The organism is Rhodoglobus aureus (assembly GCF_039527955.1).
Classification (GTDB): domain Bacteria; phylum Actinomycetota; class Actinomycetes; order Actinomycetales; family Microbacteriaceae; genus Rhodoglobus; species Rhodoglobus aureus.
The window spans coordinates 35,978-48,298 of record NZ_BAAAKW010000001.1; the positions used below are offsets into that span (position 1 = coordinate 35,978).

The following is a 12,321-nucleotide window of genomic DNA, read 5'->3' on the forward strand; positions in this document are numbered from 1 at the left end:
GCTGTCTAGCTGGCGGGACCTCGCCCACTCAACTTCGCTAGCTCAGCTGGGGCGCTGACAGCAGTAGCAGCGCCACGTTAATCAACGCTGCGGCGATGCTGAGGCGAAAGAGCATCCGCTTCATTGTGTTTCGAATAACCAGCACGACACTGGTCACGGCCAGAACGATCGTGAGGGTAAGCCCAACGAACGAGACAACGGTAACTTCGCTTCCTGGACCGAAGACAATCGTGAGAGGTGCGGCAATGAGGCTCGCGGCGATGACGAATCCAGAAGGGCGGACGCCAAGCCGGTGGGGGAGCCCGCGCACTCCTGTGGCGCTGTCGCCGTCGAGGTCGGGCAAGACATTGCTGAAGTGTGCTGCGATTCCCAGCAGAGCGCCGGCAGCCAGCGCCCAGGCCCGAGCAAGCTGCGGAGGGTCGGCCGCCAGCGTCACGATCGCTGGAAGAGAACCAAAACCGACGATGTACGGAATTACGGATGCTGTGGTCGATTTGAGACCGACGTTGTACAGCCAGCCACTGGCGAGAAAGAGCGCATGAGCGATCGCCGCGAGTGGTCCGAGCAATAGCGAAAGGGCGACCGAGGCGGCAGCCAACGATAGTGCCGTCCGAGCCACGATTGACGACGAAACTTCGCCGCTCGCGATGGGCTTATCTCGTCGCCCGTTTCGGCGGTCGCGCGTGGCATCGAGCCAGTCATTCGACAGCCCGATCGAGAGCTGATTGCACAGAATCATGAGCGTCACGACTGTGATTCGCCACGGCTCCAAGCCGACTCCAACAGACAGAGCCAGAGCGATGAGCGTAACCGCAACGGTCGGTCCCGGGTGCGATGACCGCAGAAGTGCGTGCAGCATGGAGTAAGAGTAACGCGCCACGGCATCCATATTGCTGACTCTCAGCCGCTGTGACTTATGTTAATCACGTGAATGAAGTTTTTGATGCCTCGGTGCTTGCCACGAGGCTGCCTGGCACGTGGAGTGTCGCGGCTACCAACTTTCCGGTGTGGCTTGATGGCACGCGCCACAACCCGGAATTTACCTATGACATTGTCGAGGGCGAAGAGTTGACGCTCGCCGACACGGTGAGCTACACCACGAGCGGTGGCGAGCCGAAAACGATCGTGGGAACAGACCGGTTGCGCGGCGATGAGTTCGTTTGGCGCGGTCAAGGATGGCTCAAGGTTTTAACGAGTCGTTGGCAGGTTGTCGGAGCAAACGATTCCTTCAATATTGCTGTAATACGCTTCGCCCGCTCGCGGCTGACGCCCGCAGGGATCGATGTTCTGGTGCGCAAGGATGCATCGGTGACGGCAGTGCGATCGACGGTCGCGCACGCAACAGAGCAGTTCGGAATAAGCGCCGAAGAATTTGCTTCTCTCACTTGGCTTTAGCGGGTCAACGCTTCTGAGACGGGTACCATCTCAGAATGGCTAGAGCGTGGCGGACCCTAACAGCCGCTGTGCTTATTGCTCTCTCGGCTGCTACTTTCGGCTGCACTGCCGGTGCAAACGCCGAGATCGTTCCTGCTCCGACATTCGTGCCCCGAGCTGAGCGCCCTGCGGAAGACCCAGCCACTCAGTATGCGCAAGATCGTCTTGCGACTATGACGCTGGGGCAAAAAGTGCTGAGCATGCTCATGGTGCATGTGCCAGGTACGCATCCCGGCAGCACCGCGCCCAGCACGTATGACGGCGTTGGCGGTTACATTCTGATGGGCGACAACATCCCTAGCTCGCTGGCTCAGCTGAGGACGGAGACCGCAGCGCTCAGCGACGAAGCTGGGCTTCCGGTGCTTGTGGCGACCGATCAAGAAGGCGGGATCGTAAGGCGCGTGCCCACCGATAACGCATCGTCGGCGTATCAGTTGCGATCTCAAGCTCCGCAAGCCACTTTCGATGCGTTCGCTCAGCGAGGCGCACTGCTGGAGTCGGTGGGAGTTTCGGTGAATTTTGGCATCGTCGCTGACGTTGCCAGTGATCCATCCAGTTTCATCTTCGAGCGCTCATTCGGTTCAACCGGAGCGGATGCCGCGGCACGGGTCGCCGAGGCAGTAGCCGGCGAGTCGCAGGTTCTTTCCACCCTCAAACACTTTCCGGGACATGGCGCAGCCCCTGGAGACTCGCACTCGAGCATCCCGACTACGTCAATGACATTGAAGGGCTGGAGCACAACCCATGCGCTACCGTTCGAGGCAGGAATTGATGCTGGCGCCCCGATCGTGATGTTCGGGCATCTTGCCTTCACCGCTGTCGACCCCGAACCGGCGACGTTCTCGACTCGATGGCACGAAATACTTCGTGACGATCTCGGCTTCGACGGAGTCTCCATTACCGACGACATGGGAATGCTGGAGCAATCGGGGCTGCCGGAGTATTCGAGCCAGGTTGCCAACGCAGTTCGCGCAATTGAAGCCGGAAACACGATGCTCCTCTATGTTGGTGCGGTCGACGCCCCCGGAATAGTTTCGGCGGTAGCGCAGGCTGTTGACGACGGCACACTTGATGAATCGGCCATCAATGATGCGGCCCTCAAGCTTTTGACGCTTCGTCGCACTCTTTCGGGGGAGACCGGGCGATTCGTGCACTGTTCCGAGCAGTGCACCGCCATTGCGAAATAGCAGGGCAACCGCTCTGTCTGGGCAGCCACGTTAGGCATTCGTGGCGCTGGCTAGCCGTTATCCGAGTCGCCGACGATGACTTCGTGCACTCGGCGTACGTCTTCCAGCAGGGATCCGATCAGAATCCAGTGCTGCGGATGCGGAGTGAGCACAGTGAGTGGTGCCGTAAGCGTGAGCAGGTCCTTCGTCGGCGGCGCAGATTCGCGTTCGTCCGGAGCGCGCCCGCGCAGTCGCAAGTCGTTTGCGGCTCGCTCGAGCTCGCGTGCGATTGAGATCACGACTGGGTCTTCCATGAGATTGGTGTCATAGCGGTCATGAATGGCGCGGGCCATGCCGAGAGTGCGGGTGACGAGCACGGTCAGCATCGCGAACAGTTCTGTTTCGCGGCGCAGCATCCGATGATGCTTGCTCTTTCGTGGGTTGAGCGTGAGGCTATCGGCACCTTGGCGAAGCGCTAAGGATGCGGCGTCGCGCAAATCGCGAAGCATCCGTGCGTCGTCAAGGAGCTTGCGAAGCTCTGCGTCAGATTGGGGCGTGCTGAGCGATCGCGCTAACGATTCGAGCACGACCGCCGTTTTCTTGGTGAGGGAGGCCACGGCGACACGCGCTGGGCTGACGAAGACCGGAGCAACAATTGCGAGGTTGACGATCAACCCGATCAGAGCACCAATAATGGTTTCCACTATTCGCTCAACCGCATAGCCGGCGTTTTGTCCGCCCAAAGCGAGAACAAGCATTGCGCTAATCGGTATTTGGTTGGCAGAGCCGGGGCTCAATCGCAACGCCCACGCAACGAGCACTGAGATGATGATGACGCTCAGAATGACCCAGCTCTGGTCGCCAAAGAGTTGGCCTGCACCAAGTGCAATAACCACACCGGCAACGACACCGATGCTGCGCTCTATACCCTTCTCAATCGACTGGGTGACGCTTGGTTGAACAACCAAGAGCGCAGCAATCGCCGCAAAGATGGGCAGCGGCTGCTGAAGCGCAAAGCCTGCGACCACCCAGGCGATTACGGTTGCGACTGACGTCTTGAGCACCTGTAGCAACGGTGAACGACGCGCGATAATGAGCGTCGTCAGTACCTTCACTGGCCGCTCTTCACTTTCGAGATCGCGTCGGCCGCCCGCACGAGTGCGAGATGGCTGAGTGCTTGCGGAGTATTGCCCGCCTGACGGTGGTTGACCGTGTCGTACTCCTCGCTGATGAGCCCGACGTCGTTAGCGAGGAGTACGAGGCGGTCCATGAGCACTATCGCGTCATCTATTCGGCCAGAGCCCGCATATTGTTCAACCAGCCAGAATGAGCAAGCGAGGAACGGGTTTTCGCCCTCGGGGAGCCCATCCACTCCGGACTCAGTGCGATAGCGCAGCACAAGACCGTCGACGAGAAGCTCCTGTTCGATGGCAGCAACGGTTCCGAGCATTCGCGGATCGTCTGCGGCAAGGTAGCCGACCTGGGGGAGTTGCAGCAGTGACGCGTCGACACCTGCACCGCCGTAGTACTGGGTGTAGGTGCCACGTTCGGCGTCCCACCCGTCGCGCTCGACCTCTTCATGAATCTCTGCGCGAATCTTGATCCAGTTTTCGACGGGGCCTTCGAGGCCGAACTCTTCCACTGCGGTGATTGCGCAATCCATGGCGGCCCACAGCATCACGCGTGAATGGGTGAAGTGACGTTCGGGCCCCCGGATCTCCCAGATGCCGTTGTCTGGGCGACTCCAGTTGTCTTCGACGAATGTCATGAGGGCGCGCTGGAGTGGCCATGAGAAGTCGTTCTCGTGCACGCCAGACCGCCGAGCAGCCTGAAGTGCGACCATAACTTCGCCGAACACGTCACCCTGGAACTGATTGAACGCGCCGTTGCCGATGCGAACCGGGATTGCGCCTTCATAGCCGGGAAGCGAATCTAGTTCGCGCTCCTCGAGCCGGCGTTCTCCAGAGAGGCCGTACATGATCTGCACATCCGCGGGATCTCCCGCGATTGCCCGCAGCAGCCAGTGGCGCCACGCTTCAGCTTCGGCGATATAGCCGTGATCGAGCAGCACGTGAAGCGTGAGCGCGGCGTCGCGAAGCCAGACGTAGCGGTAGTCCCAGTTGCGGCTGCCGCCGAACCATTCGGGGAGGCTGGTGGTGGCGGCGGCAACAATTCCTCCGGTGTCTTCGTGAGTAAGCGCTCGCAACACCAAGAGTGACCGTTTAACGATTTCCGGATACTGCGCAGTCGGTTCGCAGTGTGCGGCCCAGTTGTGCCACCATTCGCTGGTACGGGCAAGTACATCGTCGACGTTCACTGCGGCGGGTGGGTTGCGATGTGCCTGGTACCATGTCATGGTCAGGTCGCGAGTTTCGCCTCCGCTGATCATGAAGTTCGCAGTGTGCTTGTGGTCGGCCGAGTGCAATTCGATACCACGGGCGACGACCGCGTCTGGTCCGGCAACTCCGATAACGGCATGGCCACCTGCTTCGGGCGCCTGATGCAGCCACGGTAGCGCGGTTGCGTAGCCGAATCGGATCAGCAGCTCAGTGTGCATCGCAACTGTTCCGCGTATGCCGCGCACTCTGCGAACAATGTCGGCACGTCGGTTTCCGTAGGGCATGAAATCTATTACTTCGACTTCGCCCTCGCCAGTCACCCACGTGGTAACGAGAATAAAGGTGTTCTCGCGATATTTTCGAGTGACGGTGACTGTCGCAGATTCATCGAGACTCGCGACAGGGGCAACAAGCCAGCGACCGTGATCTTCATTGCCGAGTAACGCTCCGAACATCGACGCGGAGTCGAATCTGGGAAAACAAAGCCAGTCAATGCTCCCATCGCGGCCGACAAGGGCAGCCGTCTGACAGTCGCCAATAAGGGCATAGTCTTCGATTGGTAACGCCATAAGGCAATCATTGCAGCGTCGGGAGCCCGCTTCCTGCACATCCGGCCATCGTGCGCCAAATTTTACAATCGATGTCTGATTAGTTGAGCAGAAGTCCGCTCAGTCGTAGAGAAAGTGCCTCAATCATTGATGAGTCCGAGCTCTCTCAGCTCAACAGCCAAGCTTGCGCCATCGGGGGCAAAGCGCCACGGAACCGACGACTCTAATTCGCGTTCTGCCATTTTGCTGCGGCCACCAGCAAGCACCGCTTCACCTGTCGACAACTGCCGGATAGCAACTGCAGCCACATTGTCGGGATGGCTCGCGGCAAAGTCACCGTAAATCTCTTCGTCATGTTGCCCGTCATCGCCGACGAGCAACCACTTGATCGTGGGAAACTCCGAGGCAAGCCGGTGAAGACTGGCGCGTTTGTGCTCAGCGCCGCTGCGGAACCAACGGTCATGGGTCGGGCCCCAATCAGTCAAGAGCATCGCGCCGCGCGGATAAAGATTGCGCCTGAGAAAGCGTGTCAGGGTTGGCGCAACATTCCACGCTCCCGTAGACAGGTAAACGACGGGCGCAAGCGGATTCGCTCGAGCGAGTCGGTCATACAACACAGCCATGCCCGGTACCGGGCGTCTCGCATGCTCATCAAGAACGAAAGTGTTCCAGGCCGCTAGCAGCGGACGAGGCAATGCCGTGACCATCACCGTGTCATCAACGTCAGAAATAATTCCGAAGCTCGCCTTCGGGTCAACAACAAAAATGTGGGCGGTCGTGGCATCGGAGCTTGCTGATTCGAGAGTGGCCGTTTGCCAGCCGGGAGCAAGTGCTACATCCACCTGTTCATCAATTACGCCACCTCGCCCTGGCGTGAGCTTCACCGCTTTGCCACCGATCGTGACGGTAACAACTTCGTCGTTTACCGGGATGCTAAAGAAACTGCGCCAGCCACGAACTTTCTCTGCACGCTTCTTTGACGTCTCTGTTCCGCGGGTGAGAACTACTCGGCACAGCACTCGGGCCCAGTCAGTAGCCCCATAACTGCTGTACGGAATGAGCGTCGTAATGAGACCGCGTTTGCGCCCGCGACGTTCCCTCCAACTGTGAAAAGAATCCTCGATGCGAGCCGCGCGGTGCAGAATTTCTCCCGCCGTCTTCGCGGGCGTGTGGGCTTTGCCAAGTCGAGCCATTGCCCCAGCCTAAGGTCACACCGCGCCTGCAGCCGCACCGGGCCAGACAGGTCTACTATTGAAGTTGAGGTTCAGCATGCAATTGTTCGCTCAAAATTGCGGATGCGGCTACCGTCGCCTTCACCAAACCCTCGTCACCCTTGGTGCGGGGATCGATCCACGCATCGATCGCTTCCTGGGCAACGATGACCGGCATCCGGTCGTGGATGTCCGCAAGATCTCCCGTTGCCGACTGAGTCAGCATGGTCGTGGTGAGATGCCAACGCTGGGGATCGTCAGGTTCTCGTGAGGGGTCTTGCCACCACGAATACAACCCGGCAAAGAAAAGCAACCCAGACGGCGGTGTGATGTAGTGCGGAACCGAAGTGCCGCTGGTCTTCTTCGTCTCGAAGTATCCAATTGAGGGAAGCACGGCGCGTTGGTGAGCAACCGCGGCGCGAACAGTTGGTTTCTGAGTGACAGTTTCGCTACGCGCGTTGAATGTGGCGTGTTTGCCGCGCAACACGGGGGAGAACGGAGGCGTCAGCCACCACTGCGCTAACGCCGCACGCGGGACTAGCGCCGAGTCGGGGTCATCGCGCTGATCGAGAGTCTTGAGCAGGATTGGCACCTGATCGGTGGGGCGCACGATTGGTGTCGCGAGCCAGTCTGCCTGCCACTCTTGTGGCGGACGCCCTGTAGCCGTTACGAACTCAGTAATCATCTGATTGACCGTGTCATCCATGGCAAATCGACCGCACATATAGCAACTGTACGGCCCCTGTGCAGGAAAAGTGGGCTCTAACCTCCCGTAGAACCAACGTTCTAAAGGTTAGGATTGATCAGACACCGAGAAGGGGGCCATTGTGTCCGCACAAACAACCATTGACATCGCGGCTGAACCAGCAGTCTCGCTTCGCAACGAGCCAGTGCAAGCACGAAGCACAGCTCGACTAACAGCACTACTCGATGCAGCAGCATCGATCGTCGACGAAGTCGGCATTGAGCGGCTAACCACCGCCATGGTCGCTGAGCGCGCAGGAGCGTCTATCGGCACCGTTTACCGCTATTTTCCAGATCGCATCGTGTTGCTGCAGGCTCTGGGCGCGCGCAACTTCGAGCGTGTAATGGCGCGAATCACTGAAGCCATTAAGGATCCTGCGCAGTCTGACTGGCGCGGAGCCCTCTCAACAGCGTTCTCGTCTGTGATCGATACTTACCGCACTGAGCCTGGATTCCGCGGACTCCGTGTTGGAGATCAGCTTGATCTTCGCCCGCTGCCCAACGGCCGCACTCACAAGTCACTTGTGGCTGAGCGTCTAGTCGAGGCACTTTCGGCGCGCTTTGGTGTTGAGAACTCTGCAGCATCGCGTTTCACGCTTGAAGCCGGGCTCGAAATGAGCGACGCGCTTGTTGCTCGTGCGTTCCTCATGAACCCGCAGGGTGACGAGGAATTCATCAACGTGAGCACCTCTGCAGTTCGTGGATTTATCGCGGAGCGCATCGGCTGGTAACTACTTCGGCTCTGAGCAATTCTGACTAGTTGTGCCCAATCAGGAATGACAGCGGCTTCGAATACTGTTTAGCTATTAGTGCTGGCAAGTGTCGATCCGCGCAGGAGCGCGAGGAATGAGCCGAAATTATGATTGAATTTCGAGCAGTAACCAAACGTTTTGGCGACGGTACCGTTGCCGTAGACGATTTTGATCTCGTGATTCCATCACGCAAGATCACCGTGTTCGTAGGGTCATCTGGCAGCGGAAAAACAACGCTACTCAGAATGATCAACCGCATGGTGGATCCCACGGGGGGCGACATCGAGATCGATGGCCACAGTATTATGCGCAAGGAGCCAGTGGCGCTCCGGCGCAGCATCGGCTATGTGATGCAAAACTCTGGGCTTCTGCCGCACTTCAAGGTCATTGACAACGTCACTACTGTTCCGACGCTCAACGGTGTTCCCAAGAAACAGGCGCGCGCCCAAGCGCTTCAGTTGCTCGACACTGTTGGCTTGAGCCGAACTCTCGCTGACCGCTACCCGAGTCAACTCTCGGGCGGTCAGCAGCAGCGCGTTGGCGTGGCTCGCGGGCTAGCGGCTGACCCCAACATCCTTCTCATGGATGAGCCATTTGGGGCAGTTGACCCGATCGTGCGAGCTGAACTCCAGCAGGAGATTATTCGGTTGCAACGCGAGCTGGACAAAACAATTGTTTTCGTCACACACGACATCGACGAAGCGTTCCTGCTCGGCGATCAGGTGGTCATCCTCGAAAAGGGTGCGCTCATTGCGCAGGTCGGGAGCCCCAACGAGATCATGGCCAATCCCGCCAGTGATTTTGTCGCAAACTTTATTGGTACCGAGCGCGGCAAGCGTGCGCTGTCGCTGAAGAAGACCGAGTCGGGCACGATTCTGGTTGACAGTGAAGGCCGTGGTGCTGGAGTGCTAGTCGGTGGATCGGGGCAATAGTGACTTGGATCATCAATAATCTTGATTTGATCTGGGGCCTCACGCTTGAACATGTTCGACTGAGCATCCCCCCGATCGTTCTCGGTTTTCTCATTTCCATTCCGTTGGGCTGGATTGCCTACCGGTTCAAACTCACTCGCGGAATCTTGTTGACTGTCGCGGGCTTGCTCTACACGATTCCGTCCTTGGCGCTGTTCGTGATCTTGCCGCCCCTATTGGGCATCAGCTTTCTCAGCGAACTCAACATCACCATCGCGCTGACGCTGTATGCCGTAGCAATCATGGCTAGGTCAGTAGCGGATGCTCTAGCCTCCGTCGATCCCGCGATCCGCCAATCAGCGACCGCGGTCGGTTTTGGCGGCTGGCGCCGGTTCTGGACCGTCGACTTTCCCCTCGCCGGCCCGGTAGTTCTTGCGGGGCTGAGAGTGGCAGCAGTCTCAACCGTGAGCCTCGTCACCGTCGGCATTCTGATCGGTGTTGAAAGTTTGGGCTATCTCTTCACGAACGGTTTCGAGCGTCGAATCATCGAGGAAGTTTTTGCAGGCGTGGTGATGACGGTCGTTGTCGCTCTACTCATTGACCGCGGCCTGGTACTTCTCGGGCGGCTGCTGATGCCGTGGGCAACGATCCAGAAGATGAAAGGGAGCCAACCCGAAGTTGCCGCAGAAGGGGCGAACGCATGAATTTCCTCATCGAAGCGCTGCAGTGGTTGTTCTCACCAGAGCGGCTCGAAGGCAGCAACCCTATTCCGCTCCGGCTCGAAGAACACCTTTTTTACACCTTCATTTCTGTAGCTATTGCGGCCCTCATCGCAATTCCACTCGGATTTTTTATTGGCCATACCGGCAAGGGTCGCGATTTTGCTGTCGGTCTGTCTGGCGCGGCTCGAGCATTGCCATCGTTCGGTCTCATTTTGTTCTTCGTGCTTCTTATCGGTGTCGCCCAGGCACAGCTTCAATTTGCAGCGATCACCGCGTTTGTGCTGCTCGCTATCCCATCGATCCTTGCCGGCGCCTACGCAGGAGTCGAGGCAGTAGATCGTCGAGTTATCGACGCCGCGCGCGCCGTGGGTATGACTGAGTGGCAGATTCTGTGGAAAGTCGAAGTGCCGATTGGATTACCGCTGCTGATCGGCGGTCTGCGAGCGTCGACGCTTCAAGTGGTTGCCACGGCCACACTTGCGGCCTACGTCGGTCTCGGTGGGCTCGGAATCTACATTTTCCGCGGCCTTCCGCTTCAGCGCTATGACGAGATGCTCGGCAGCGCGCTGCTCATCGCCGCTCTCGCTCTCGCCCTCGATGGAATATTTGCGCTCATCCAGCAATTCGCGATTCCCCGCGGAGTTTCGGCTGGGCGTGCTAAAGATGTCCGAACGTCGTCACCTCGACGACGGTCGGTGGCAGCAAAAGCTGCCCAAGAAGGAAGAGGATAGAAATGTTCACAGCAAAAAACAAAGGCCGGCTCGCGCTTGGCGCAGCCGCGGTCGGGGTGGCAATGGCCCTGTCAGGGTGTGCATCCGGTGACCCTCTAGACACCGGTTCCGGTGATGACAACGCCAACAGCGAGACCATCGTTGTTGGTTCGCAGGCTTACTACTCCAACGAAATCATTGCCGAGATTTATGCACAGGCTCTTGAGAATGCTGGTTTTGACGTTGAGCGTCAATTCCAGATTGGCCAGCGTGACGCCTACCTTCCCGCCCTTGAAAGCGGCGAAGTGGATGTCTTCCCTGAGTACACGGGAAACCTCCTCCAGTTCTACAGCCCCGACACGACCGCGACCGCATCAGAAGATGTCTACGCAGAACTGGCTGACGCGCTGCCCGAGGGACTCACGGTTCTCGATCAGGCATCCGCCACCGACCAGGACTCCTACAACGTGACCGCCGACTTCGCTTCCGCGAACTCGCTGGTAAGCCTTGCGGACCTCGCCGGGGTCAGCGACCTCAAGCTCGGTGGAAATGCTGAACTCGAAGAACGTCCCTATGGCCCCGCTGGGCTCCAGGACGTTTATGGCGCGACTGTCGGCTTCACCGCAACCGGTGACACGACCGTTGACGCTCTCGTAGCGGGCACGATCAACATCGCCAACGTTTACAGCGCCGACCCGCGCATCCAGACCGAAAACCTCGTGTCGCTGACTGACCCTGAGGGTCTGTTCTTGGCATCCAACGTGGTTCCGCTGGTAAACGCAGACGTTGCTGACTCGATTGCCGATGTCATCAACGCTGTCAGCGCCAAGCTCACCGCTGAGGGCCTCGTTGCTCTCAACGTGCAGAGCACGGTCGACAAGATGTCATCAGACGACATCGCCAGCGCATGGTTGAGCGAGAACGGCCTCAGCTAGCAAACACCACCGGCTAGACCGGTGAAGAGGGGCGGATGCACGTGCATCCGCCCCTCTCCCGTTAACGCACGTGGGCCAGTGGCCGGAGTCGAGTGGCCGGTGGCTGAGGGGCCGATCGGCTACTCGTGGTCTGCGTCGCGGTGTTCCATGTGACGTTTTTGGGAGCGCTGCAAAAGCTTCTTTGCCACGATTGCGAGAACAGCGAACGCGGCAACAATTGCCACGAAGATGTAGCCCGCGCTATGCAGGCGATCGAGGAGTTCACGAAAACTGCCCGCGGCTAGAGCGCCGACGGTGACGTAAGCAATCGACCAAATGGTTGTTGCTGGCACCGTCCAGGCCATGAAGGTGCGGTAGCGCATGGCGCTCATACCGACGGTGACCGGAATCAGGGAATGAAGCACAGGCAAGAAGCGCGACACGAAAACCGCGATCCCGCCACGACGCCCCAGGTAGCGTTCTGCCTGATCCCAGTGTGCCTGACCGATCCAATTTCCTAGCCGGGATTGTCGAATCTTTGGGCCAAAATATCGGCCAAGAGCGAATCCCACGCTTTCGCCAATGAGGGCACCCACAATCACCACAGCGATCAGCACCACAAATTCGACGGGGCTGCCCACAGCGGTGCTTGCCACAATCACAACGGTATCTCCGGGAACGAGAAGCCCAATGAGAATGGAAGTCTCAAGCACTATCGCGATACCTGCCAGTGCTGTGCGCAGCACAGGATCCACCGACTGAACCGTGTCGAGGATGTACGTCAATGCCTCATTGAGCCATTGACCAAAGTCAATGCCGCCAGTGATTGGCTCGGCGCTCAGGATGAAGTCAATGGGATACACGTGGAGA

General features: G+C 58.7%; 13 protein-coding genes. 7 read left to right on the forward strand and 6 right to left on the reverse strand.

The features are described 5' to 3' along the window. Positions 1 to 37: 37 nt before the first annotated feature. Positions 38 to 859, reverse strand: a complete 822-nt coding sequence (locus ABD112_RS00180) for a UbiA family prenyltransferase (RefSeq protein ID WP_343922116.1) — start codon at positions 857 to 859, stop codon at positions 38 to 40. A gap of 68 nt (positions 860 to 927) precedes the next feature. Between ABD112_RS00180 and ABD112_RS00185 the strand changes: the two genes are divergently transcribed. Together ABD112_RS00185 and ABD112_RS00190 are read left to right on the forward strand one after the other, a co-directional pair. Further along, complete coding sequence (locus tag ABD112_RS00185; RefSeq protein ID WP_343922117.1) at positions 928 to 1,395, forward strand: hypothetical protein; 468 nt, start codon at positions 928 to 930, stop codon at positions 1,393 to 1,395. A 35-nt stretch (positions 1,396 to 1,430) separates the two neighbouring features. Then, positions 1,431 to 2,621 carry a glycoside hydrolase family 3 N-terminal domain-containing protein gene (locus ABD112_RS00190; RefSeq protein ID WP_343922119.1) on the forward strand — a complete coding sequence of 397 codons (1,191 nt, stop codon included), beginning with the start codon at positions 1,431 to 1,433 and terminating at the stop codon, positions 2,619 to 2,621. A 50-nt stretch (positions 2,622 to 2,671) separates the two neighbouring features. Here the strand turns inward: ABD112_RS00190 and ABD112_RS00195 are convergent, their stop codons facing one another. The 4 genes from ABD112_RS00195 to ABD112_RS00210 form a co-directional block, all read right to left on the reverse strand. Continuing rightward, positions 2,672 to 3,715, reverse strand: a complete 1,044-nt coding sequence (locus ABD112_RS00195) for an FUSC family protein (protein WP_343922121.1) — start codon at positions 3,713 to 3,715, stop codon at positions 2,672 to 2,674. Next, complete coding sequence (locus tag ABD112_RS00200; protein WP_343922123.1) at positions 3,712 to 5,508, reverse strand: glycoside hydrolase family 15 protein; 1,797 nt, start codon at positions 5,506 to 5,508, stop codon at positions 3,712 to 3,714. Before ABD112_RS00200 ends, ABD112_RS00195 begins: the two co-directional genes overlap by 4 nt. 119 nt (positions 5,509 to 5,627) lie before the next feature. Continuing rightward, positions 5,628 to 6,680: an App1 family protein phosphatidate phosphatase gene (locus tag ABD112_RS00205; protein WP_343922125.1), complete on the reverse strand. Its 1,053-nt coding sequence runs from the start codon at positions 6,678 to 6,680 to the stop codon at positions 5,628 to 5,630. Positions 6,681 to 6,735: 55 nt separating this feature from the next. Next, entirely contained in the window at positions 6,736 to 7,422 is a 687-nt protein-coding gene (locus ABD112_RS00210; RefSeq protein ID WP_343922127.1) for an SOS response-associated peptidase, read from the reverse strand. Between the two features lie 103 nt (positions 7,423 to 7,525). On the opposite strand from ABD112_RS00210, the gene ABD112_RS00215 reads away from it, so the two are divergent. The 5 genes from ABD112_RS00215 (at position 7,526) to ABD112_RS00235 (ending at position 11,472) form a co-directional block, all read left to right on the forward strand. Then, complete coding sequence (locus ABD112_RS00215) at positions 7,526 to 8,173, forward strand: TetR/AcrR family transcriptional regulator (RefSeq protein WP_343922129.1); 648 nt, start codon at positions 7,526 to 7,528, stop codon at positions 8,171 to 8,173. Positions 8,174 to 8,301: 128 nt separating this feature from the next. Further along, positions 8,302 to 9,126 (forward strand): ABC transporter ATP-binding protein, encoded by an 825-nt coding sequence (locus ABD112_RS00220; protein WP_343922131.1) that lies wholly within the window; start codon positions 8,302 to 8,304, stop codon positions 9,124 to 9,126. Beyond that, complete coding sequence (locus ABD112_RS00225) at positions 9,126 to 9,809, forward strand: ABC transporter permease (RefSeq protein ID WP_343922133.1); 684 nt, start codon at positions 9,126 to 9,128, stop codon at positions 9,807 to 9,809. Before ABD112_RS00220 ends, ABD112_RS00225 begins: the two co-directional genes overlap by 1 nt. Beyond that, positions 9,806 to 10,558, forward strand: coding sequence for an ABC transporter permease (locus ABD112_RS00230; protein ID WP_343922135.1), 753 nt, complete (start codon positions 9,806 to 9,808; stop codon positions 10,556 to 10,558). The genes ABD112_RS00225 and ABD112_RS00230 overlap by 4 nt, the downstream gene beginning before the upstream one ends. A 2-nt stretch (positions 10,559 to 10,560) precedes the next feature. Then, positions 10,561 to 11,472 carry an ABC transporter substrate-binding protein gene (locus tag ABD112_RS00235; protein ID WP_343922137.1) on the forward strand — a complete coding sequence of 304 codons (912 nt, stop codon included), beginning with the start codon at positions 10,561 to 10,563 and terminating at the stop codon, positions 11,470 to 11,472. Between the two features lie 119 nt (positions 11,473 to 11,591). On the opposite strand, the gene ABD112_RS00240 is transcribed toward ABD112_RS00235, so the two are convergent. Then, positions 11,592 to 12,305 (reverse strand): DedA family protein, encoded by a 714-nt coding sequence (locus ABD112_RS00240; RefSeq protein WP_343922178.1) that lies wholly within the window; start codon positions 12,303 to 12,305, stop codon positions 11,592 to 11,594. Positions 12,306 to 12,321: the final 16 nt, after the last annotated feature.